This is a genomic window from Streptomyces sp. NPDC032940, assembly GCF_040636935.1.
In the GTDB taxonomy this organism is placed as follows: Bacteria; Actinomycetota; Actinomycetes; order Streptomycetales; family Streptomycetaceae; genus Streptomyces.
Window position 1 is genome coordinate 463,536 of the sequence record NZ_JBEZVJ010000002.1, and the last position, 22,399, is coordinate 485,934.

The 22,399-nt window shown below is 73.0% G+C and carries 23 protein-coding genes and 1 pseudogene; 14 read left to right on the forward strand and 10 right to left on the reverse strand.

Annotated elements, in window-relative coordinates; all coding sequences use genetic code 11:
• Window positions 1-125: 125 nt before the first annotated feature.
• The gene (locus AB0E77_RS04690) at window positions 126-812 is read left to right on the forward strand and encodes a class I SAM-dependent methyltransferase (protein ID WP_361565470.1); all 687 of its coding nucleotides are present in this window, start codon (window positions 126-128) and stop codon (window positions 810-812) included.
• Window positions 813-853: 41 nt separating this feature from the next.
• Here AB0E77_RS04690 and AB0E77_RS04695 read toward each other — a convergent pair whose 3' ends face one another.
• Window positions 854-1,384 carry an RNA-binding S4 domain-containing protein gene (locus tag AB0E77_RS04695; RefSeq protein ID WP_361565472.1) on the reverse strand — a complete coding sequence of 177 codons (531 nt, stop codon included), beginning with the start codon at window positions 1,382-1,384 and terminating at the stop codon, window positions 854-856.
• A 145-nt stretch (window positions 1,385-1,529) separates the two neighbouring features.
• Here AB0E77_RS04695 and AB0E77_RS04700 point away from each other — a divergent pair, with 145 nt between their 5' ends.
• The 6 genes from AB0E77_RS04700 (at window position 1,530) to AB0E77_RS04725 (ending at window position 7,377) form a co-directional block, all read left to right on the forward strand.
• Complete coding sequence (locus AB0E77_RS04700) at window positions 1,530-2,252, forward strand: uracil-DNA glycosylase (protein WP_361565475.1); 723 nt, start codon at window positions 1,530-1,532, stop codon at window positions 2,250-2,252.
• A 41-nt stretch (window positions 2,253-2,293) separates the two neighbouring features.
• The gene (gene pip, locus AB0E77_RS04705) at window positions 2,294-3,259 is read left to right on the forward strand and encodes a prolyl aminopeptidase (protein WP_361565625.1); all 966 of its coding nucleotides are present in this window, start codon (window positions 2,294-2,296) and stop codon (window positions 3,257-3,259) included.
• A gap of 28 nt (window positions 3,260-3,287) precedes the next feature.
• Window positions 3,288-4,064, forward strand: coding sequence for a nucleotidyltransferase domain-containing protein (locus AB0E77_RS04710; protein WP_361565478.1), 777 nt, complete (start codon window positions 3,288-3,290; stop codon window positions 4,062-4,064).
• Window positions 4,065-4,326: 262 nt separating this feature from the next.
• On the forward strand, window positions 4,327-6,210 hold the full coding sequence (locus tag AB0E77_RS04715) for an FUSC family protein (protein ID WP_361565481.1): 1,884 nt from the start codon (window positions 4,327-4,329) through the stop codon (window positions 6,208-6,210).
• 115 nt (window positions 6,211-6,325) lie between these two features.
• Window positions 6,326-7,015 (forward strand): DUF899 domain-containing protein, encoded by a 690-nt coding sequence (locus AB0E77_RS04720; RefSeq protein ID WP_361565483.1) that lies wholly within the window; start codon window positions 6,326-6,328, stop codon window positions 7,013-7,015.
• Between the two features lie 176 nt (window positions 7,016-7,191).
• The gene (locus AB0E77_RS04725) at window positions 7,192-7,377 is read left to right on the forward strand and encodes a hypothetical protein (protein ID WP_361565485.1); all 186 of its coding nucleotides are present in this window, start codon (window positions 7,192-7,194) and stop codon (window positions 7,375-7,377) included.
• A 19-nt stretch (window positions 7,378-7,396) separates the two neighbouring features.
• Here AB0E77_RS04725 and AB0E77_RS04730 read toward each other — a convergent pair whose 3' ends face one another.
• Together AB0E77_RS04730 and AB0E77_RS04735 are read right to left on the reverse strand one after the other, a co-directional pair.
• On the reverse strand, window positions 7,397-7,831 hold the full coding sequence (locus tag AB0E77_RS04730) for a hypothetical protein (protein ID WP_361565627.1): 435 nt from the start codon (window positions 7,829-7,831) through the stop codon (window positions 7,397-7,399).
• Window positions 7,828-8,469, reverse strand: coding sequence for an ATP-binding protein (locus AB0E77_RS04735; RefSeq protein ID WP_361565488.1), 642 nt, complete (start codon window positions 8,467-8,469; stop codon window positions 7,828-7,830). The genes AB0E77_RS04730 and AB0E77_RS04735 overlap by 4 nt, the downstream gene beginning before the upstream one ends.
• Window positions 8,470-8,762: 293 nt before the next feature.
• Between AB0E77_RS04735 and AB0E77_RS04740 the strand changes: the two genes are divergently transcribed.
• The 3 genes and pseudogenes from AB0E77_RS04740 to AB0E77_RS04750 form a co-directional block, all read left to right on the forward strand.
• A complete protein-coding gene (locus AB0E77_RS04740) occupies window positions 8,763-9,623 on the forward strand; it encodes a helix-turn-helix transcriptional regulator (RefSeq protein WP_361565491.1) in 861 nt (286 codons plus the stop codon).
• Window positions 9,624-9,899, forward strand: a complete 276-nt coding sequence (locus AB0E77_RS04745) for a DUF397 domain-containing protein (RefSeq protein WP_161168324.1) — start codon at window positions 9,624-9,626, stop codon at window positions 9,897-9,899. It abuts the gene before it with no gap.
• A gap of 98 nt (window positions 9,900-9,997) precedes the next feature.
• Window positions 9,998-10,150 (forward strand): annotated as a pseudogene (locus AB0E77_RS04750) (SAM-dependent methyltransferase); the annotation flags it as partial.
• A 114-nt stretch (window positions 10,151-10,264) separates the two neighbouring features.
• Here AB0E77_RS04750 and AB0E77_RS04755 read toward each other — a convergent pair.
• Both AB0E77_RS04755 and AB0E77_RS04760 read right to left on the reverse strand, forming a co-directional pair.
• Window positions 10,265-11,755, reverse strand: coding sequence for a glutamate synthase subunit beta (locus tag AB0E77_RS04755; RefSeq protein ID WP_361565493.1), 1,491 nt, complete (start codon window positions 11,753-11,755; stop codon window positions 10,265-10,267).
• A 180-nt stretch (window positions 11,756-11,935) separates the two neighbouring features.
• A complete protein-coding gene (locus tag AB0E77_RS04760; protein ID WP_361565496.1) occupies window positions 11,936-12,415 on the reverse strand; it encodes an anthrone oxygenase family protein in 480 nt (159 codons plus the stop codon).
• 175 nt (window positions 12,416-12,590) lie between these two features.
• Between AB0E77_RS04760 and AB0E77_RS04765 the strand changes: the two genes are divergently transcribed.
• Window positions 12,591-13,223, forward strand: a complete 633-nt coding sequence (locus AB0E77_RS04765) for a uridine kinase (RefSeq protein ID WP_361565499.1) — start codon at window positions 12,591-12,593, stop codon at window positions 13,221-13,223.
• A gap of 34 nt (window positions 13,224-13,257) precedes the next feature.
• Here the strand turns inward: AB0E77_RS04765 and AB0E77_RS04770 are convergent, their stop codons facing one another.
• Window positions 13,258-14,385, reverse strand: coding sequence for a magnesium and cobalt transport protein CorA (locus AB0E77_RS04770; protein ID WP_361565502.1), 1,128 nt, complete (start codon window positions 14,383-14,385; stop codon window positions 13,258-13,260).
• Between the two features lie 256 nt (window positions 14,386-14,641).
• On the opposite strand from AB0E77_RS04770, the gene AB0E77_RS04775 reads away from it, so the two are divergent.
• Window positions 14,642-15,436, forward strand: a complete 795-nt coding sequence (locus AB0E77_RS04775; protein ID WP_361565504.1) for a methyltransferase domain-containing protein — start codon at window positions 14,642-14,644, stop codon at window positions 15,434-15,436.
• A 40-nt stretch (window positions 15,437-15,476) separates the two neighbouring features.
• Here the strand turns inward: AB0E77_RS04775 and AB0E77_RS04780 are convergent, their stop codons facing one another.
• The 4 genes from AB0E77_RS04780 to AB0E77_RS04795 all read right to left on the reverse strand — a co-directional run bounded on the left by AB0E77_RS04780 (window position 15,477) and on the right by AB0E77_RS04795 (window position 18,993).
• Window positions 15,477-16,400 carry a sugar kinase gene (locus tag AB0E77_RS04780; protein WP_361565507.1) on the reverse strand — a complete coding sequence of 308 codons (924 nt, stop codon included), beginning with the start codon at window positions 16,398-16,400 and terminating at the stop codon, window positions 15,477-15,479.
• Window positions 16,397-17,302 carry a pseudouridine-5'-phosphate glycosidase gene (locus AB0E77_RS04785; protein WP_361565630.1) on the reverse strand — a complete coding sequence of 302 codons (906 nt, stop codon included), beginning with the start codon at window positions 17,300-17,302 and terminating at the stop codon, window positions 16,397-16,399. The genes AB0E77_RS04780 and AB0E77_RS04785 overlap by 4 nt, the downstream gene beginning before the upstream one ends.
• A 137-nt stretch (window positions 17,303-17,439) precedes the next feature.
• Window positions 17,440-17,994, reverse strand: coding sequence for a methylated-DNA--[protein]-cysteine S-methyltransferase (locus AB0E77_RS04790; protein ID WP_361565509.1), 555 nt, complete (start codon window positions 17,992-17,994; stop codon window positions 17,440-17,442).
• 123 nt (window positions 17,995-18,117) lie between these two features.
• Window positions 18,118-18,993 carry a glycerophosphodiester phosphodiesterase family protein gene (locus AB0E77_RS04795; RefSeq protein WP_361565511.1) on the reverse strand — a complete coding sequence of 292 codons (876 nt, stop codon included), beginning with the start codon at window positions 18,991-18,993 and terminating at the stop codon, window positions 18,118-18,120.
• A gap of 278 nt (window positions 18,994-19,271) precedes the next feature.
• Between AB0E77_RS04795 and AB0E77_RS04800 the strand changes: the two genes are divergently transcribed.
• Window positions 19,272-20,150 (forward strand): MHYT domain-containing protein, encoded by an 879-nt coding sequence (locus AB0E77_RS04800; RefSeq protein ID WP_361565514.1) that lies wholly within the window; start codon window positions 19,272-19,274, stop codon window positions 20,148-20,150.
• Between the two features lie 40 nt (window positions 20,151-20,190).
• Window positions 20,191-22,329 (forward strand): excinuclease ABC subunit UvrB, encoded by a 2,139-nt coding sequence (gene uvrB / locus AB0E77_RS04805; protein WP_361565517.1) that lies wholly within the window; start codon window positions 20,191-20,193, stop codon window positions 22,327-22,329.
• The last annotated feature ends 70 nt before the right edge of the window (window positions 22,330-22,399 follow it).

Sequence of the window (22,399 nt, forward strand, 5' to 3'; positions counted from 1 at the left end):
GCGCCGCGCAGGACAATGCGCCCGGCCGGGGCGGCGACCGCCGGACGGTCACTCGGTCGGGTGAACCGGGCACGGGGAGGAACGGCTGTGCGAGTGCGGTCCGTTGGGCTGGCATGGAGCTGAAAATGCGAGAGGGACACCAGGGGACAGGACCGGGAGCAATCACCCCGGACGGCTGCGCGGTCGAGCTCTACTCACGGCTGCCCGTCGGCCCCGAGCCCGACATCGTGGCCGCGGCCGTGCCCGCGGGCGCGCACATCCTGGAGCTGGGCAGCGGGGTGGGCCGCGTGACCCGGCCGCTGCTGGAGCGCGGGTTCGCCGTCACGGCGGTCGACGAGTCCGCCGAGATGCTGGAGCACGTGCGGGGGGCCCGGACGATATGCGGCCCGATCGAGCACCTCGACCTGGGCGAGAGGTTCGACGCGGTGATGCTGGCCTCGTTCCTCGTCCACACCGGGGACGCCGAGGTGAGACGAGGGCTGCTGGGCGCCTGCGCCCGGCATGTCGCGGAGGGCGGCTGTGTACTGATCCAGCGGGAGGGCGAGGACTACCACACCGACGTGCCGCGCGAGCGGACGGACCCCGGCGGCTTCACCGTCCGGATCGTCTCGGCGGACCCGGTCGGGGACGGCGTCAATTCGGTCCACGTGGAGTACGAGTTCCCGGACGCCGTCTGGACGCAGACCTTCCGGGCCCGGCCGCTCACCCGGGAACAGTTCGAGGAGGCGCTGGCGGAGGCGGGACTGCGGGTGGACCGGTATCTCACCGAGGACAGGACATGGGTGCGGGCGGTCCCGACGGGGCAGGGCTAGAGAGGGAGGAGGGACCCCTCCCGTCTCCGTGGCCCGGCGGTTCAGTGGCTGTCCGGGCGGCCCGTTCCCTCCATGCCGCGCAGACGTTCCAGCTCGCGGCGGTCCCGCTTGGTCGGGCGTCCGGCGCCGCGGTCGCGGATGCCGGCCGGGGCGGCGGCCTCACGGGGCGGAGGCGGCGGGGAGTTGTCGATGTAGCACTGGGCGGCGACGGGTGCCCCGACGCGCTTGCGGATCAGCCGCTTCACGACGACGATCCGCTCCCTGCCCTCGTGCCGCAGGCGCACCTCGTCGCCGACTCGCAGGGAGTACGCGGGCTTCACGCGCTCGCCGTTCACCCGGACGTGGCCGCCACGGCAGGCGGTCGCGCCGAGGGAGCGGGTCTTGATCAGGCGCACGGCCCAGATCCAGCTGTCGACCCGGACGCTCTCGCCGTTCTGCGGCCCGGCGGCCTCGGCGGCGGCGATCGCGGCGGCGGTCTTCGGATCCGGCGCCTGGCCGGCGGCCTTCGCCTCGGGGGAGTCCGGTACGGCAGTCGCCTCGCGGTCCCTGCCTTCGTGATGCTCGCAAGCCATGCCCCGACCTTAGCCGCCCGGCCCTGGCACGGGGGAACGGATATGCGGGGAGGGGAAGGGCGGCGGCGGATCCCGTGCCGGCCGGCCCGGCCACGGCCGTCGCCGAGCCGCGTTCCGGGCGCCCCGGGGTCTTACGGTGGGGGACATGGACACCAGTGGCCTCGCCGGACTCGATCAGCGGATCGCGGGATGCCGGGCCTGCCCGCGGCTGGTCGCCTGGCGGGAGGAGGTGGCCCGTACGAAGCGGGCGGCCTTCGCCGACTGGACGTACTGGGGCCGCCCGGTGCCCGGCTTCGGCCCTCAGGACGCGCGCCTGCTGATCGTCGGGCTCGCCCCCGCGGCCCACGGCGGCAACCGCACCGGCCGGATGTTCACCGGCGACCGCTCCGGCGACGTGCTGTACCAGGCGCTCTACGACGTCGGCCTCGCCTCCCAGCCCACCGCGGTCTGCGCCGACGACGGTCTGGAGCTGCGCGGCGTGCGCGTCACCTCGCCGGTGCACTGCGCACCGCCCGCCAACAAGCCCACGCCCACGGAGCGCGACACCTGCCGCCCCTGGCTCGTCCAGGAGCTGGAGCTGCTGCGGCCGACGCTGCGCGCCGTGGTCGTCCTCGGCGCCTTCGGCTGGCAGGCCGCGCTGCCCGCGTTCGACCGGGCTGGCTGGACAGTGCCCCGGCCCCGCCCCGCCTTCGCCCACGGGGCCAAGGTCACGCTGCACGCCCCCGACGGCCCCGACCTGGACCTCTTCGGCTGCTTCCACGTGAGCCAGCGCAACACCTTCACCGGCCGGCTCACCCCCGAGATGCTCCGCGACGTACTGCGCACCGCGGCAGGGGCGGCGGGGCTGCCCACAAGACAAAGGAGATGAACGGCCGGGGCGCCCGGCGTTACGGTGCTCCGATGGGCACGATGGGCAGGTATCCGGAGATCGAACCGTACGACCACGGCATGCTCGACGTGGGGGACGGCAACCGCATCTACTGGGAGACCTGCGGCAACCCGCACGGCAAGCCCGCGGTGGTGCTGCACGGCGGGCCCGGGTCCCGGGCGACCCCCGGCCTCAGACGCTACTTCGACCCGGACGCCTACCGGATCGTGCTGCTCGACCAGCGGGGCGCCGGACGGTCGGTGCCGCCCGCGAGCGACCACACCACCGACATGAGCGTGAACACCACCACCCACGTCATGGCGGACCTGGAACGGCTGCGCGCCCACCTGGGCATCGAGCGGTGGCTGGTGTGGGGCGTGTCGTGGGGGTCGATCCTGGGCCTGCGGTACGCGCAGACCCATCCCGGCGTCGTCTCCGAACTCGTGCTGACCGGAGTCGCGACCGGCTCGAACCCCGAAGTGGACCTGCTCACCCGCGGTTTGGGCGGCATCTTCCCGGAGGCCCACGAGCGGTTCCTCGCGGAGCTGCCCGCCGGCGAACGCGGCGGCAATCTCGCCACCGCCTACAACCGGCTCCTGGAGTCCCCCGACCCGGACGTCCGGGAGCGCGCCGCGCGGGCCTGGACCGACTGGGAGACGGCGATCATCCCCGCGCCGCCGGGCTCGGTCGAACGTTTCCGGGACCCCGTGTTCCGCCTGGGCTTCGCCCGTACCGTCACGCACTACTGGGGCAACGACCACTTCCTCGGCGAGGGCAACGACGAGGGCGTGGTCCTGCGGGACGCGCACCTGCTCAAGGGCATCCCCGGCACCCTGGTGCAGGGCAGCCTCGACTTCGGCAACCTCCTCGGCATCGTCTGGCGGCTCCACCACGCCTGGCCGGACAGCGAACTGGTGGTCGTCGACGAGGCGGGACACGACGCCGGAGCCGACGGCGACATCGCACTGGTGGCGGCGACCGACAAGTACGCCCGCTCCCGTCCCTGACCACACCCCGCCTCAGGAGCCCGTCGCAGTGCCCTCCCTCACGGACCAGGAATTCCTCGGCACGACCGCCGACCGGCTCGCCGCCCTGCCCACGGTCCGGGCCGTCGCCCTCGGCGGATCCCGGGCCCAGGGCACCCATCGGCCCGACAGCGACTGGGACCTGGCCGTCTACTACCGGGGTGCCTTCGACCCGGACGATCTCCGCGCCCTGGGCTGGCCCGGGGAGGTCTCCGGCATCGGAGAGTGGGGCGGCGGCGTCTTCAACGGCGGCGCCTGGCTGACGATCGACGAGCGCCGGGTCGACGTGCACTACCGTGACCTCGACGTGGTCGAGCGCGAGACGGCGGAAGCGGAGGCTGGCCGCTTCCGTGTGGAGCCGCTGATGTTCCACCTGGCGGGCATCCCGACGTACCTGGTGGTCGCGGAGCTCGCCGTCAACGAGGTGCTGCGCGGAGAACTGCCCCGCCCCGCCTACCCGGACGCCCTCCGCGCCACCGCCCCCGAGCGCTGGTACGGCACCGCCATGGCCGGCCTCGACTACGCGAAGGCCGGCCACGCCCCCAAGGGAGCGCTGACCCAGGTCGCCGGCGCGATCGCCCTCGCCGCCACCCAGACGGCCCACGCGGTGCTGGCGGCACGCGGACAGTGGGTCACCAACGAGAAGCGACTCGTCGAGCGGGCGGGGCTGGGCGGGATCGACGCACTCCTGACGCGTCCGACGGCGGACCCGCGGTCCCTGACGGAGGCGCTCACGCGGGCCGAGGAGCTGCTCCGCGCTGCCATGGACGCGGCCCGGCACGGTTAGGAAGGAGAAAGACCGCCCCGCCAGGACTGGAGACCGCCTCCGCCAGGGCTGGAGAAGAGCGCCTCTGCCAGGACAGGAGAAGACCGCCTCCGCCGGCCAGGAGACGACCGCCCGCGTGGCCGGCCCCGTCACCTCCCCGAAATACGCCCGTTTCCGGCCCATCAAAGACGACCCGTACCCTTGACCGCACACGTCACAGCCCGGCCACCGTCGCCCGAAGGCTCACCCCCGCCCTCGACCGCCGACAGGAGCCCCGCGTCCCGTGCCCGTGCCCCGCACCGCCCGCACCGCCCTCTTCGCGCTTCCGCCCTGGCTCGCCCATGCCCTGAGTGCCGAGCGCGGGCCCGTGCCCTGGAGCGCGGTGACGCGGGGTGCGCTGGCCGGCGGGCCGTTGCTGCTCGCCGCCCTGCTCGCCGGGCGGACGTCCCTCGGCGTCGTCGCCGCCATCGCCGCCATGCTCGCCGGCATCAACGACCGGCCGGGCAGTCGGCGCACGTCCGTCAGGCGGATCGGTGTGCCCGCGCTCGCCGGAACGGCCGGGCTGCTGGCCGGCACGTACGCGGGACAGCACCTCGGCCCCGTCCCGCTGACCCTGGCGCTGACCGGGCTCGGGCTGGTGGCCGGGGGCATCAGCGCCGCCGGCACGGTCGCGTCCGGAACCGGGACGCAGCTGCTGGTGACCACCGCCGTGGGGGCCGGCATGCCGCTGCCCGACCCCGGGTGGCAGAGTGCCCTCGCCTTCCTCGCCGGCGCCGGATGGCTGCTCACCCTGCGGCTGCTCCTGCCCACGCCCGGCTCCCTCACCAAAGAGGTGCGCCTCGGCTTCCGCTTCGACGGGGAGCGCGCGGCCGTCGCCGACGTGTACGACGCCGTCGCCGCGCTGCTGGAGGCCGCCGGCACCCAACACGCCGGTGCACGCCGGGCCGCGCTCACCGCCGCCCTCGACCACGCGCAGGACGCGCTCGCCGGACCCCGGCTGCGACGCCACGCCTCCTCCGCGGCCGAACGCCGACTGCACGCCCAGTACGCCGCCGCGCTGCCCCTCGGCGAGGCCGCGACCGCGCTCGCCTGGGCGGAGCACCCCGTGCCCGCACGGGCCGCCGAGGGCCCACGGCGACTCGCGGCGGCCGTCCGCGGCAACACCCACACCGGGCCGCTGCCCGCCCCCGCACGCAGCGAACCCGCCCTGCGCGCCCTCGACGACGCCCTCCTGCACGCCGCGGAGGCCTTCGACCGGGGCAGCGGCCGGGACCTGCACACCCGCAGCCGGCCCCTCGCCTCCGTGGCCCGCACCGTCCTGGGCGCCGGCGGCCGGGAGTACGGGCTGCGCGTCGGCCTGTGCTTCGGAGCCGCCGTCGCCGTCGCCCAGGTCCTGCGCCACGGGCACTGGTACGGCTCGCACCAGCACTGGTACTGGCTGCCCGCCACCGCCGTCTTCCTGGTCAAGCCCGACCTCGGACCGCTCGCGTCCCGGGTGCTGTGCCGGGCGGCCGGGACCGTGCTCGGGGCGCTCGTCTTCGCCGGGTTCGCCGCCGTGCTGCCCCGGCCGGAAGGACTCGTCGCGCTCGTCGCCGTCAGCGGCGCCCTCGTGCCCGTCGCCGCACGGCACTTCGCCGCGCAGACCGCCGTCGTCACCGTCCTCGTCCTCGCACTGGTCATGACCGGAGGCGAACCACAGGCCGCGCTCAGCCGCATCGGGGAGACCCTCCTGGCGTGCGCGATCGTGCTGGTCGTCGGGCATCTGCCGATGCCGGGACAGCGTGGCGGCACGGTCCGTGCGCGGCTCGAGTCGGCGGGCGGCGCCGCGCACGCCTATCTCGCCCACGTACTGAGCGAGTCCGACGACCGCGCCGCCCGGTGGAGGCTGCGCCGCGAGGCCTACCGCACCCTCGCCGAGGCCCGTACCGCCGTCGCGCTGGCCGCCGCCGAGCTGCCCGCGCTCGCCCGGCACTCCGCGGGCGCCGACGAGGTCGCCGCCGTGCTGGAACGGCTCGTCGACACCACCACCGCGTGCGCCGTGCACCTCGACGACAGCGGCCGCCTCACGCCCCGGCACACCGAGCGGCTCGCAGCGCTGCGGGACGAGCTGACGGAGCGGCGCGAACGCGCGGGACTGCGACTGCCGGAGCTGCCGCTCGCCGGGTAGCCGGCCCGCACGTCTGCGCACATCCGGAAAAAAATCTTGCCGCGCCGCGATGAGTTCCGCGTCCCCCACCGGTCAGCACCCCCGACGGACCGTTGTACAGGAGGAGCTGGAGCCCATGTCGCTTCCCGAGATCGTCTCGCGCGAGGACTGGCGCGCGGCGCGCGAGGCCTTGCTGGTCCAGGAGAAAGCGGCCACCCGCGCCCGGGACGCACTCAACGCCGAGCGACGCGGACTGCCCATGGTGGAGATCGACAAGGAGTACGTCTTCGAGGGCGGCGACGGAAAGGCCACCCTCCTCGACCTCTTCGAGGGCCGCGACCAGCTCATCGTCTACCACTTCATGTTCGCCCCCGAGTGGGACGCCGGCTGCCGCAGCTGCTCGGCGTTCCTCGACCAGATCGGGCACCTCGCGCACCTGCGCGCACGCGGCACGTCGTTCGCGGCCGTCTCCCGGGCCCCGTACCCGAAGATCCTGCCGTTCAAGGCGCGGATGGGCTGGACGCTGCCCTGGTACTCGTCGTACGTCAGCGACTTCAACACCGACTTCGAGGTGACCCTCGAACACGAGGGGGAGCTCAGCGAGCGGCCTGGGCTCAGCTGCTTCCTGCGGGACCGCGACCGGGTCTTCCACACCTACTCGACGTACGAGCGCGGTCTCGACGGGCTCGGCTCGACCACCAGCCTCCTCGACCTGACCGCGCTCGGCCGGCGGGAGGAGTGGGAGCGGCCGGAGGGCCGCGCATCGGCTCTCGGGGCGCCCGCGGGCAGTGCGGGAGTCCGGTACCACGACGAGTACGAGGACTGACACCACGCGTACCAGGGCTGACACGCGGTGTAGCGGTCGGACCCGAACAGCTGAGACGGCGCTCACACTTTGCGGTGAACAAGTGTCAACTTGGTCTCAGTACCGCCATTTCTCGAGCCGTTCACTCCATGGTTGGCGTTTGAGTCAACGAGTACAGCGCTACATGGAGGTGCGGGGTGAACGGGCGAACGGTGCTCGAGCGCTTTCCCGCCGGCGGGCCGCGGGGCTCCTGGCCGGCGGAGGAGTTCGCTCATGCGCGGCGTCTGGAGGGCCTGCCCGCCGAGGTCGTCATGGACCTCGCCACGGACATGTTCCTGGTCGTCGTCCGCAGCACGGAGACCGCCGGAGACGCGGCGGCGTGACGACGGAGCGCGCCGGCGGCTACGCGCTCACCGGGCGCGACCATGTCGGCGTCGTGCCGGTCAGGCGGCACAGCGCCAGGTAGAGCGGGATCGGCGGGGTGTAGGGGACCGTGCCGTCGGGCCGGTGTATCAGGCCGGGCACGCCCGGGGCGTCGGGGACGACCGCGCCGGTGGCGTACCGCGCCGGGGCGGGCCACTCCAGTGCGTAGTCGGAGTCGGACGGGACGATCCACCACCAGTGCGCCTCGTCGGCGTAGACGCACCCCACACGGGGCAGGCGGGGCATGACCAGGGGGCCGAAGTGTGCGGGTACCGCCACCGCGTCACAGCCCAGCGGGGCCGTCATGCCCTCCGGCACGGGCAGCCGCCGGGGAGTTCCGGGCTCGCGCAGCGCACGCCGCAGACGGACCAGGGTGTCCAGGCCGAGCGGGCGGGTGCCGGACGGAGCCCTCATAGCCATGCGGTCCCCGTTCCGCGCCGTGATTCCCGGTGGTGTCCCTCCGCCTCGCCGTCGTCGCCGGTGCCGTCGGCGGGGCCGGGCTTCGGGCGGGCGCCCCACCCCAGGTCGTTGCGGGGCTCGGACGGGTCGCGCGGCGCGTCGGCCTTGCGCGGCAGCTCGGCCCAGACCAGCAGCCCGGGGCCGTGCTCGTGGGCGCCCCAGGCGTCGCACAGGGCGTCGACGAGGAGAAGCCCGCGGCCGTGCTCGTCGTCGGGTCGCTGCCCCTCCGCCGGGTGCGGCTGGCCGGGCGCGCAGCCCTCGTCGCGGACGGCTATGCGCACGAGGTCGTCGCCGTCGTGCAGCTCGCACACGATGTTCCGGCTGGCGGTGTGCACGATCGCGTTGGTCACCAGCTCGGAGACCACCAGGGCCGCGGTGTCGCAGGTGTCCTCGCACACCGACCAGCCGTTCAGCCGGGCTCGGGTCAGGCGTCTGGCCTGCGCCGGAGAGCCTGGGTGTGCGGCCAGCTCGAAACGGAAGCGGCGCTCGGCAGCGGCGGCCCCAGCAGGGCCGGCTCCCATGGCGGCGCCGAGGCCCAGGGGGGCCGCGACGGCATCTGTTCCTAAGGGCGCGGACGGAATCACGCTTGCCACTATCGCCCCGCCGTGAACACTTGGCAAGTGTCACTCTGAAAATTGCAGAGTGCTGTGTGACGGTCTGGACGGCCGTGGCACACTGCTTCGCAACAGCACGTCGAGCGGCGCCACTTCAGACCGCCGAAGGTCCGGCCGGGCTTCGGATCCCGCCAGATTTTCGAACAGGTCTTCGAATGGCGCCGCCGGGCTGTCCGCGTGCAACGCGGCCGGCTCGTCGATGACCGCGGGATCACCGGATTCGGGGATCACCGGATCACGGGACGGTTCAGGACTCTTCGTGGAGGTGGGCGGTGAGCGAGCCGCGGTCCGCGCCGACGGTCGGCCAGGTCGTCCTCGGCCGGCGCCTGCTCGACCTGCGCGAGCGCGCGGGGCTCAAGCGGGAGGAAGCCGCCCGTGTCCTGCGCGTGGCACCGGCGACGGTCCGCCGCATGGAGATGGCCGAGGTCGCCCTCAAGATCCCGTACCTCCAGCTGCTGCTGAAGGCCTACGGAGTCGGGGACGAGGAGGCGGAGCTCTTCGTCCAGCTGGCCGAGGACGCCAACAAGCCCGGGTGGTGGCAGCGCTTCCACGACATCCTCCCGGGCTGGTTCTCCATGTACGTCAGCCTGGAGGGCGCGGCCGCGCTGATCCGTTCCTACGAGCCCCACTTCGTCCCCGGGCTGCTGCAGACCGAGGACTACGCGCGCGGGGTCCTGCGCTCGGGCGCCATCGGCCAGACCCGGCCGGACGACATCGAGCGCCATGTCGCGCTGCGCATGCAACGCCAGGAGCTGCTCACCCGTGAGGACGCGCCCCGGCTGTGGGTCGTCATGGACGAGACCGCGCTGCGCCGCCGGGTCGGCGGCCCGGAGGTGATGCGCGGCCAGATCGACAGGCTGCTCGACGCCACGAAGCTGCCCAACGTGACGCTGCAGATCGCACCGTTCGCGAACGGGCCGCACCCCGGCACGTACGGGCCCTTCGTGCTGTTCCGATTCGCCGTGCCGGAACTCCCGGACATGGTCTACAGCGAGTACCTGACCGGCGCCGTCTACCTCGACGCGCGCGCCGAGGTGGCGACCCACCTCGAGGTCATGGACCGCATGGCGGCCCAGGCCGCCACGGCACATCGCACGAAGGAGATCCTCCGGGATCTCCGCAAGGAGCTGTGAATGAACCGCATCAAGTCCCAGCCATCGCCACGCGGCCGCGCCGAGCGGATCTACAACGGCATGCCCGCCCGCGAACTGGGCAGCGAGGGCTGGCACAAACCGTGGAGCGGCGGCAACGGCGGCAACTGCCTGGAGGCGATGAAACTCGCCGACGGCCGTATCGCCGTGCGGCAGTCCACCGACCCCGACGGACCGGCACTGATCTACACCTCCGCCGAGATGACGGCCTTCATCGAGGGAGCGAAGGCGGGAGAGGCGGACTTCCTGCTGTCCTGACGCCACGCACCGTTGTTGATGGTTCTTCCTAAGCTGATGTTTCTTCCCGAGCTGTTTGGCACTGAGTCGATCACCGATCGCTGCGAGAACTTCACCCCTTGGAGCGCGCCAAGACCGGGCAGCACCACACCGGCACCGACACGAGCAGACCGCACCCCGCGCGGATGTACGACTGATATCTCGGCGGCAAGGACAACTACCCGCCCGACGAGGAGACGGGCCGGCGGATGCTCGCCCCCGACCCCGAGCTGGGCGAGCCGCTTCCCGGGCAGGACGACGGGGTCATCCCGGGCTGCGGGGCGGTGGCCGGCGAGCCGTGACCGCGGACCGGCCCGTCCGCGGAGGGAGCGGGGGCCGGTCACGGGTCAGGCCGTCATCGGACGGTCGTAGGGGCCGATCGGCGCCGGAAGCCGTGTACTGCCGCCCGACAGGTGGCGGTCGACGGCGGCCGCCACCGCCCGCCCCTCGGCGATCGCCCACACGATGAGCGACTGCCCGCGGGCAGCGTCCCCGGCGGCGAAGACCCCGGGGACGTTGGTCGCGAAGTCCCGGCCGCGGGCGATCGTGCCCCGGGGCTCCAGCTCCAGCCCGAGCCCGTCCACCAGTCCGTCCGTCCGGTCGGGGCCGAGGAAACCCAGGGCGAGCAGTACCAGGTCGGCGGGGAGCGTCCGCTCGGTACCGGGCAGCGGACGGCGCCCCGCGTCCACCCCGACCAGGCGCAGCGCGCGCACGTGCCCCCGCGCGTCGCCGTCGAGGCGGAGCGTGGACGCCGCGAACAGCCGCGCGTCCGCTTCGGCCGCCGGCGCCGACCGCAACTGCCGCGCCTCCTCGTGCGCGGCCGACAGCCGGTAGAGCTTCGGATACGTCGGCCAGGGCTCGGCCTCCTCGTCACGTGCCGTGCCCGGCTGGGCGTAGATGTCCAGCTGGGTCACGGACTCGGCCCCCTCCCGCACCGCCGTGCCCAGGCAGTCCGCACCGGTGTCGCCGCCGCCGACGATGACGACGTGCTTGCCCGCGGCGGACAGCGGAGAGGCCGCCAGGTCTCCCTCGCACACGCGGTTGGCCAGCGGCAGGTACTCCATCGCCTGGTGCACCCCGGCCAGCTCCCGGCCCGGAACGGGCAGTTCGCGCCAGGCGGTCGCCCCGGTGGCGATCACGAGCGCGTCGTAGCGGGCCCGCAGCTCCGCGGCGTCTGCGTCCCGCCCGACCGCCGTCGACGTACGGAACCTCGTCCCCTCGGCCCGCATCTGGTCGATACGGCGCTCCAGATGGCGCTTCTCCATCTTGAACGCGGGGATGCCGTACCGCATGAGCCCGCCGATCCGGTCGTCCCGCTCGTAGACGGCGACCGTGTGCCCGGCCCGGGTCAGCTGCTGGGCGGCCGCGAGTCCGGCGGGGCCCGACCCGATCACCGCCACCGTACGCCCCGACAGCCGGTCCGGCGGGCGCGGTGGCGTGAAGCCCTCCTCCCAGGCCCGGTCGGCGATGGCGCACTCGACGTTCTTGATGGTGACCGCCGGCTGGTTGATGGCGAGCACACACCCGGACTCGCACGGTGCCGGGCACAACCGGCCGGTGAACTCGGGGAAGTTGTTCGTGGCGTGCAGCCGGTCGCTCGCCGCCCGCCAGTCCGCGCGCGAGACCAGGTCGTTCCAGTCCGGGATCAGGTTGCCGAGCGGACAGGCCTCGTGGCAGAAGGGCACACCGCAGTCCATGCACCGGTCGGCCTGCGGACCGATGAGGGGGAGCAGTGCGCCCGGAACGTACACCTCGTCCCAGTCCCGCACCCGTTCCCCCACGGGCCTGCGGGGCCACTCCTCGCGGGGCGTGGTCAGGAATCCCTTGGGGTCGGCCATGGCCGTCTTCCTTGCCTGGGGGCTGCAGGCCGGGCGTCGCCGGGCAACGCTCTTCCCCCACGGTACGTCCGGCCGCGGGCGCCCGCAGAGCACCGGACCGCGCCCACTCGCCGGCGTTCCCGCACCCCCGTCCGGCCGGTGTCGCGCGTGGCCGCCGCAGGTCCGGCGCGGTCGCGTCGCTCAGGCGAGGGCCAGCACGTACGCCACCGACGCCGCGGCCGAGGCACCCGTGCGGACGTGGTTCCACGCGGTCCACTCGCGCACGTACGCGGGCCAGCGGCCGGCCGCCTCCGCCGAGCCCGGCTCCAGCCGCGCCAGCGCCGCGTTGCGCGGCACGTTCGCCGCCGCGGTGACCCCGAACGACCCGGCCAGATACAACGCGCTGCCCAGCAGCAGCTCCACCGCTCCCTCGTCCGGCCACAGCACGAACGTCACCACCGCGATCACCGCGCAGAGCACCGTCGTCCCGAGGAACACGAGCATGAACGCCGGGCGCACCGCGGCCGTGTTGACCGCGTTCATCGCCGCGACGCCCTGCGCGGGCGGCAACGCGGCGAGACCCCGCATGACGAACGTCGAGAAGGCGCAGAAGACCCCGCCCGCCAGGCCGGTCCCGAGCGCGCCCAGCACCACCAGCACGAAGTACGGCCCATCGATCATGTCGCGTCCACTCCCACCCCTCGGACCGGCGCCCCTGCGGCACCCACTGCCGTCGATCACCCCCAGTCAACTCCCGTACGGGCCCGGTGACCATGGCCGAGCGGCACGGAACCGCACGCGGGCGTCCGGACGGGCCCCCACGCGTGCGGGACGGCCGACGGCGCATCATGGGCACGTGCGACTGGAAGCGATCACCTGGGACCGGCTCGGCGACCGGCTCGCCGAGCGCCTGCTCGACGTGGCGCCGGCCGACGGCAGCCCCTGGCCGCGCGTCGCCCTCGACGGAGCGCCCGCCGCCCGCCCCGGCGACCTCGCCGAACGGATCGCCGAGGCGCTGCGCGTGCGCGGCCGCCCCTCCCTCGTCATCGGGACGGAGGGCTTCCTGCGCCCCGCCTCCCTCCGCCTGGAATACGGACGGCAGGACGTCGAGGCGTACTACAACGGCTGGCACGACACCGGAGCCCTGTGGCGCGAGGTCTTCGATCGCCTCGGCCCCGGCGGTGACGGACGGGTGCTCCCCGACCTGTGGGACCCGGTGACCGACCGGGCCACCCGCAGCCCCTACGTCCACCTCCCGGCGGGCGGCGTACTGCTGCTCCACGGGCCCTTTCTGCTGCGCCACTGGTTCCCCTTCGACCTCAGCGTCCACCTCGTCCTCGGCTCGGGCGCCCTGCGCCGCCGGACCCCCGAGGCCGAGCACTGGACCCTCCCCGCCTTCGACCGCTACGCCGAGGAGGCCGACCCGGCCGGAACCGCCGACGTCCTGGTGCGCGCCGACGACCCACGGCACCCGGCGTGGAACGGCTGACCGGACGGAATCCGCCCGGCCCACCGAGGCTTCTTCAGAGCCAGCCGTTGCGCCGGAACCCCCGGTACAGCACCAGGCACGCGACGGATATGACGCCCAGCACCAGGCCGTAGCCGTACCGCCAGCCCAGCTCCGGCATGTGCTCGAAGTTCATCCCGTACACCCCGCAGACCATCGTGGGCACGGCGACGATCGCCGCCCAGGCCGTGATCTTCCGCATGTCCTCGTTCTGCGCGACCGTCACCTGCGCGAGATGCGCCTGCAGAATGGAGTTGAGGAGTTCGTCGAACGCGGCGATCTGCTCCGTGGCCCGCAGCAGATGGTCGGCCACGTCACGGAAGTAGGCCTGTATCTCCGGGTCGACCACCCGGGACGGCCTGGTGGCCAGCTCCTCCAGCGGGCGGCCGAGCGGCACAACGGCCCGCTTCAGCTCCAGGAGTTCCCGCTTGAGCTGGTAGATCCGGCCCGGGTCGACGCGCGCACCGGTCTCCGCGAACACGTCGGTCTCGACCTGGTCGATGTCCGCCTGGACCGCCTCGATGACGGTCAGGAAGTCGTCCACCACATGGTCGGCGATCGCGTGCAGCACCGCCGACGGTCCCTTGGCCAGCTGTCCGGGATCGGTCTCGAGCCCCTCGCGCAGCGGGCCCAGCGAGCCGTGCCGGCCGTGGCGCACGGTGATCACGAAGTCCTCGCCGACGAACACCATGATCTCCCCGGTGTTCACCACCTCGCTGGTGGCCGTGAGTTCCTCGTGCTCGACGTAGCAGACCGTCTTGAACACGGCGAAGAGCGTGTCGCCGTACCGTTCCACCTTCGGGCGCTGGTGGGCCTCGATCGCGTCCTCGACCGCCAGCGGATGCAGATGGAAGAGCTCCGCGATCCCCGCGAACTCCCGTGCCGTCGGCTCGTGCAGACCCAGCCACAGGAAACCGTCGCCGTGCTCACGCATCCGCCGCACGGCGTCGACCGGCTCGTCGTCCGCGGGAGTGCGGACACCGCCCCGGTAGGTCACGCAGTTCACCACCGAGGAGCCCAGCGGGGAGCGGGCCGGGTGGCTCAGATCGACGCGCGGGCGCCGCCGGGCCAGCCTCGCCACTCTGCGCAGGCCGCCGACCGTGCCGAGAGTCGTCACCTTCCGCAGATTGCCCGCCATCGACATCCCGATCTCCTCGCGTGGGTCCCCTCGCGTCGCGCTCCGTGCGCCGTGGCGCGCCAGTCTGCCAGCTTCCCGTGAGCTGCGTACGAGCCTGTGGAAACGGGAGATTCCGCTCTGGCCCCGCCTGTGGAAAACCTCCCGTCTGTGGAAACGTCCCGCCTGTGGACGTCCCTGGCGCACGCGTCCCGCGGCGCCGGGAGCCCGTCGCGCCGGAGCGTCGCCCGCTTCCGGCAAGCCGGGCAACTGGGATGATCGAGGCATGACGCGAACCGACGGATACCTCCTCGACAACCGACAGTCCGAGGCGGGGGAACGCTTCGACGCCTTCGCCGCCCTCTTCGACCCCACGACGTTCCGGCACCTCGAGGCGCTCGGCGTCGGCCCCGGCTGGCGTTGCTGGGAGGCCGGCGCCGGCGGTACGTCCGTGGTGTCCTGGCTGGCCCGGAAGGTGGGGCCGACCGGCAAGGTGGTCGCCACCGACATCGACACGTCGCGCGTCGCCCCGGCAGGCCGCCCGCCGGTCGAGGTCCGCGTCCACGACGTGGCCGCGGACGAGCCCCCGGGGGAGGACTTCGACCTGGTGCACGCCCGCCTCGTCCTCGTCCATGTCCCGGACCGGGAACGGGCGTTGCGGTCCATGGTGCGGGCCCTGCGGCCGGGCGGCCGTCTGCTCGTCGAGGACGCCGACCCCGCGCTGCAGCCCCTGCTCTGCCCCGACGAGCACGGCCCCGAGCAGCAGCTGGCGAACCGGCTGCGGCAGGGTTTCCGCGAACTGCTCTCCCGGCGCGGCGCCGACCTGTCCTACGGCCGCAGGCTGCCGCGCCTGCTGCGGGAGAGCGGCCTGCGCCGCGTGGAGGCCGACGCCTACTTCCCGGTCACCTCGCCCGCGTGCTCCGCACTCGAGTCCGCGACGGTCCGCCAGATCCGAGATCAACTGGTCGCCGCCGGCGTGGCCACGGACGAGGACATCGACCGGCACCTCGCCAACGTGGCCTCCGGCAGCATGGACCTGGCGACGGCGCCGATGATCTCGGCGTGGGGACGCAAGGCGTAGCCCGGGACGCTCACGACACCGCCCGCTGCCCGCCCCGCGGTCAGCCGTCGCCCCCGGCACGCGGAGGTCTCCCGCCCACCCGACCGACCGCCACGGCTCCCGCCCGGCACCCCGCAGTCGCCGCCTCCTCGGGCGTCGCGCCCGCGACCAGCGCGGCGAGGAACGCGCCCGTGAAGGCGTCGCCGGCGCCCGTACTGTCCCGCGCGGACGCCGGGACGGCCGGGACACGCGCGCACACGGCACCGGACCGGGCCACCAGCGCCCCCTGGGCGCCCTGCTTGGCGATCACCAGCGGAACGTACCGGCTCAGCTTGGCCGCGGCCTCCGCGGCGTCGGGCAGCCCGGTGAGCAGACACGCCTCGTCACGGCTGGGCAGCAGGACGTCGACCCCCTCCACCAGACCCAGGAAACGGTCGACACCCAGGTCCGCCAGGAAGCCCGCCGACGCGGGATCCAGGCTCACCGGAACACCGAGCCCGCGGGCCGCGGCCAGCGCGACCTCCACCAGGGCGCGGCTCCGCTCCGAGAAGAGGAGGTAACCCGACAGGTGCAGCCGCGCGACCCCGTCGAGCAGTGTGTCCGACCAGTCGTCGGGCTCCAGGCGCAGCGACGCCCCACTGTGCGTCAGGAACGTCCGCTCGGCCGAGGCGCCCGTGTCGACCAGGCAGATCACCGTCCCCGTCGGCGCCGACCGGTCGACGACCAGCAGGGGCCGGACCCCGTGCGCCCGCAGCTCCCGCTCGTGCCAGGCGTCCGCGTCCGCGCCGACCCGCCCCAGCAGCCGTACCTCCCCGCACCCCTCGTGCGCGGCCCAGCAGGCCACGTTGGCCCCCGCCCCGCCCGGCAGCCGCCGGATCGAGGCGGCCGTGTCCGTGCCGGTGGCCAGCGGCCCCCGGTGCCGGGCGACGACGTCGGTGACGACGTCCCCGACGACCAGCAGCGCGCCGTCCGCTGCGGTGGTCACGCCCCGGTCCACGCTGCCGCGACGCGTGCCGCCAACCGCACGTTGCCCCGCACCGCCGCGAGGTTGGCGCTCAGCGATGCGCCGTCGGTGTGCCGTACCAGGTAGTCCAGCAGGAACGGGGTGACCGCCTGGCCCGCGATCCCCTCCGCCTCGCACGCGCGCAGCGCGTCGGCGAGCACCCGCGCGTGCAGTGCGGGATCGAGCTGCTCCTCCCGGGGGACGGGGTTGGCGACGACGAGCGCCGACTCCGGGCCGCCGAGCGCGTCCTGCGCCCGCATCACCGCCGCCACCTGCTCCGGGGTGCGCAGCGTCCAGTCCACCGGATGCCCCGAGTCGGACAGATAGAAGCCGGGGAAGCGGTCCGTTCCGTACCCGGCCACCGCGACGCCCAGCGTCTCCAGCCGCTGCAGGGTCGCGGGCACGTCGAGGATGGACTTCACGCCCGCGCACACGACCGTGATCCGGATGCGCGCCAGCAGACCGAGGTCGGCCGACTCGTCCTGGGTCACGGTCCACTGCCGGTGCACGCCGCCGAGCCCGCCGGTCGCGAAGACGCGCACCCCTGCGCGGGCGGCCAGCAGAGCGGTCGCCGACACGGTGGTCGCCCCGCTCGTCCCGGCGGCCAGTGCGAGCGGCAGATCACGGTGGCCCAGCTTGCGGATGCCGTCCTCGTTCGCGACCCGCTCCAGCTGCTGCTTGTCCAGGCCGATGTGCGGCCGGCCGTCCAGGACGGCGATCGTCGCCGGTACGCCGCCCTCCTGCCGCACGGCCTCCTCCAGCTCACGTGCCACCAGCAGATTGCGCGGTCGCGGCAACCCGTGCGCGATGATCGTGGACTCCAGGGCCACCACGGGGCGGCCCGCGTCGAGTGCCGCCCGCACCTCTTCCGACACCACCAGCATCACGCGCCTGCCTCCCCTGTCCGCCGGTCCGGTTCTCCCTCATCTCTGGCGGTCGGGAGACCGGGTCAAACCACGGAGCGGGGCCCGGTCCGAACCATGGAGCGGGGCCGGGCCGGAACCACGGAGCGGGACCCGGGTCAGAACAGCGGCTCGGGCAGCACGCCTTCCAGCGCGAGCAGCCGCCGCTTGGTGTCCACGCCGCCGCCGAACCCGCCGATGCCGCCGTCGCTCTCCACGACCCGGTGACAGGGCACGACGACCGGCAGCGGATTGGCCCCCATCGCCATGCCCACGGCCTGGGCGGCACCGGGCTGGCCCACCCGCCCGGCGAGATCGCCGTAGCCGACGACCGAGCCGTAGGGCACACCCGACGCCAGCTCCCGCAGCACCTGGCGGTTGAAGCCCGATATGAGCGACCAGTCCAGTGGCAGGTCGAAGTCGTGCCGCTCGCCCGCGAAGTAGGCCTCCAGCTGCCGTACCGCCTCGGCCAGCAGCGGGAAGCCGGGTGCCTCGACGGGCCGGGCGCCCAGCCGGGACTCGAGCCGCTCCAGCGCCCGGTCGCGCACGGCGTCCGTGGCGTGGAACACGACGTTGACCAGACCGTCGCCGGTCGCGGCCAGCAGCAGCGGGCCGATGCCGGTGCCGGCCACGGTCCACACGACCTGCTGCTCGTACTGCCCATGGCTGTCCATGCGCCCACCGTACGACCCGCCACCGACAACGCCCCGGGCGCGGACGCCGGGCGCCCGCGCCCCGGACGTCGCCGGATCACCGGCCGGAGGGTCCGCGATTCCTACCGGTGAGGTCCGCGCCTTCTAGGAGACGGCGTCCCGGACCACGTCGGGCTTGTTGGTGATGATGCCGTCCACCTCGTACCCGGCGACCCGCCGGGCGTTGTCCGCGTCGTCCACCGTCCAGGTGTAGACCTCCATGGTCCGGCCGTGCGGTCCGGTGAAGCCGTGGACGGCGCCGACGTAGCTCTGCGAGATCGTGCCGTAGGACGGGTTGATCTGGTCGGTGAACTTCGCGTACTCGGGCAGGTCCGCCACGGCCGGGGTGCCCAGGAAGCCGGTCTTGACGGCAGGCTTGAGCTCGTGGACCGTCCGGATGCTGTCCGCGTCGAAGCTCTGCACGATCAGCCGGCCGGCCACGTGCCGCCGGTCCAGCCAGCCCTCGTTGGCGAGGACCTTGAGAGTCTGCCGCTCGATCCCGGGGTAGAGAGCCGGGCTCTTGAGCTCCAGCAGCAGCTTCTGGTGGTGGCGCTCCACGCGGTGCACGTACTGCTCCAGCGTCGGCACGCGCGCGCCCGCGTACTGCGCGCCGAACCAGCTCCCCGCGTCCAGACGGGCGATCTCGGCGGCGGTGAAGTCCTTCACCTTCCACGGCGCGCGGTCCGGGAAGACCTCCTCGACGTCGGTGGTGCGCTGCAGGCTCTCGTCGTGCAGGACGACGAGCTCGCCGTCCTTCGTGCGCTGGACGTCGTTCTCCACCCAGCGGATGCCCAGCTCGGCCGCCTTGTCGACGGCCGCCAGCGTGTTCTCCGGCGCGTAGGCGGAGGCGCCCCGGTGGGCGACGACCGTCGGTGCGCCGCCACCGTCCGCGGTGTCTGCGGTGTCTGCGTGAGAACCGGTGGCCGTGAGGACGACCCCCACGAGCGCGGTGGTCAGGACGGCAACTGCGCGCACGTACATGCGTACTCCTCGCGTCGAGTGTTCACGGACAGCACCACTGTGACAGCAGGGAGTCAACGAGAGATGGGCGCAGAATGGCCACGGGCTGAATGGAGTTGCTCAACTCCGCACACCGGGGCCGCACAACTGAGGCAAGGCCGTGATTCTTTGCCGGAGAATCGTTCGACCATTCCGGTGGGAGTCATACTCTCTGCCTCGGCCCTGACCGTTTGTACGGTCCTGGGAAGGGCGCACATCCGGGCATTCCGGGACGTAAAAGGGCGGAAGGGCAGCCGCACATGCAAGGCACGGTCGACGGATTCAGTTACGGACTCGTCACACCGCTGGTGGCCTATCTCATGGCCTGCCTGGGCGGGGCCCTGGGCCTGCGCTGCACCACCAGGTCGATGCAGGTCACCCGGTCGTGGCGGCCGGCCTGGCTCGCCCTCGGCTCGGCGGCGATCGGCTCCGGCATATGGACCATGCACTTCGTCGCGATGATGGGGTTCACGATCGAGCACACGCCGATCCGCTACGACTGGGCGATGACGTTCGCGAGCCTGGCCGTCGCCGTCGTCATGGTGGGCGTGGGGATCTTCATCGTCGGCCACCGGGGCGCGCGGGGAACGGCCCTGTTCACCGGGGGCACGATCACCGGGCTGGGCATCGCCTCGATGCACTATTTGGGAATGGCCGGTATGCGGCTGGACGGGCAGCTGGAGTACAACACGTTCACCGTGGCCGCGTCCGTCGTCATAGCGATGGCCGCCGCCACCGCCGCCCTGTGGGCGGCCGGGCAGGTCCGGGGATTCCTCTGGAGTCTGGGCGCGAGCCTGGTGATGGGCCTCGCCGTCACGGGTATGCACTACACCGGCATGGCCGCGCTCGACGTCCACGTGCACGGCACCACCGACCCCGCCTCGGGCGGAGCGCCGGCCGAGCTGCTCGCCCCCATGCTGATCGGCCCCCTCGCCTTCCTCCTCCTCGCCGCCGTCGTGGTGCTGTTCGACCCGCTCATGGTCCTGGGGCGGCCGGCCGGAGTGCCCGTCGAGCACAAGCCGGGTGTTCCCGCCCACGGCGAGCGCGTGCCGAGGGCGCGCCGCCCGGTGCACCAGTCCCCGCACCACATGCGCCGCCCCCTCGCCCGACGGCGCCCCCGGACCCCGCAGAACCACTGATCCCGACCGGTTGTCAGTGGGGGGTCGTACGGTGGAACCCATGCGGCCCGTTTCCCAGATCGAACGCACGGTGGCGCCCTTCGAGGTCGTCAGCCCCTACCAGCCGAGCGGCGACCAGCCCACGGCCATCGCCGACCTCGCCCGGCGCATCGAAGCAGGCGAGAAGGACGTCGTGCTGCTCGGCGCGACCGGCACCGGAAAGTCCGCCACCACCGCGTGGATGATCGAGAAGCTCCAGCGCCCCACCCTCGTGATGGCGCCGAACAAGACCCTGGCCGCCCAGCTGGCGAACGAGTTCCGCGAGCTCCTGCCCAACAACGCCGTCGAGTACTTCGTCTCGTACTACGACTACTACCAGCCCGAGGCCTACGTCCCGCAGTCGGACACCTACATCGAGAAGGACTCCTCGATCAACGAGGAGGTGGAGCGCCTGCGACACTCCGCGACCAACTCGCTGCTCACCCGCCGCGACGTGGTCGTGGTCGCCTCCGTCTCCTGCATCTACGGCCTCGGCACCCCGCAGGAGTACGTGGACCGCATGGTCCCGCTGCGCGTCGGCGACGAGCACGACCGCGACGAGCTGCTGCGCCGCTTCGTCGACATCCAGTACACGCGCAACGACATGGCCTTCGCCCGCGGCACCTTCCGCGTGCGCGGCGACACCATCGAGATCTTCCCGGTCTACGAGGAGCTCGCCGTCCGCATCGAGATGTTCGGCGACGAGATCGAGGCCCTGTCCACGCTCCATCCGGTCACCGGCGAGATCATCAGCGACGACCAGCAGCTGTACGTCTTCCCGGCCTCCCACTACGTCGCGGGCCCCGAGCGCATGGAGCGCGCGGTCAACGACATCGAGAAGGAGCTGGCCGAGCGCCTGGGCGAGCTGGAGAAGCAGGGCAAGCTCCTGGAGGCCCAGCGGCTGCGGATGCGCACGACGTACGACCTCGAGATGCTCCGCCAGATCGGCAGCTGCTCGGGCGTCGAGAACTACTCGATGCACTTCGACGGCCGCTCGCCCGGCTCCCCGCCCAACACCCTCCTGGACTACTTCCCGGACGACTTCCTGCTCGTCATCGACGAGTCACACGTCACCGTGCCGCAGATCGGCGCCATGTACGAGGGCGACGCCTCCCGCAAGCGGACCCTGGTCGACCACGGTTTCCGGCTGCCCTCCGCACTCGACAACCGCCCGCTGAAGTGGGAGGAGTTCCAGGAGCGCATCGGCCAGACCGTGTACCTGTCGGCGACCCCCGGCACCTACGAGCTCTCCCGCTCGGACGGCGCCGTCGAGCAGATCATCCGCCCCACCGGTCTCGTCGACCCGGAGGTGGTCGTCAAGCCCACCGAGGGCCAGATCGACGACCTGGTGCACGAGATCCGCAAGCGGACCGAGAAGGACGAGCGCGTCCTCGTCACCACGCTCACCAAGAAGATGGCCGAGGACCTCACCGACTACTTCCTGGAGCTCGGCATCCAGGTCCGCTATCTGCACAGCGACGTCGACACGCTGCGCCGAGTGGAACTGCTGCGCGAGCTGCGCGCCGGCGAGTACGACGTCCTGGTCGGCATCAACCTCCTGCGCGAGGGCCTCGACCTGCCCGAGGTCTCCCTGGTGGCCATCCTCGACGCCGACAAGGAGGGCTTCCTGCGCTCCGGCACCTCCCTGATCCAGACCATCGGCCGCGCGGCGCGCAATGTCTCCGGCCAGGTCCACATGTACGCCGACAAGATCACCCCGGCGATGGAGAAGGCCATCGACGAGACCAACCGCCGCCGGGAGAAGCAGATCGCCTACAACACGGCCAACGGCATCGATCCGCAGCCCCTCCGCAAGAAGATCAACGACATCGTCGCGCAGATCGCCCGCGAGGACGTCGACACCGAGCAGCTCCTCGGCTCGGGCTACCGCCAGTCGAAGGACGGCAAGGGCGCCAAGGCACCCGTGCCCGCCCTCGGCGGCAAGGCGGCGGCCGGCGCCAAGGCGGCCAGGGGCAAGAAGGCGGAGACGGTGCCCACCGACCGTCCCGCGGCCGAGCTCGCCGAACAGATCGAGGACCTCACCGCCCGCATGCGGGCCGCCGCCGCGGACCTCCAGTTCGAGATCGCCGCCCGACTGCGTGACGAGGTCTCCGAGATGAAGAAGGAACTGCGCCAGATGAAGGAGGCGGGACTGGCCTGACGGCCCGTCGGGCACGCGGTGTGTTGCAAGACCGACACAAAGTGCGGACCTGGGTACGGCACTGTCAGTG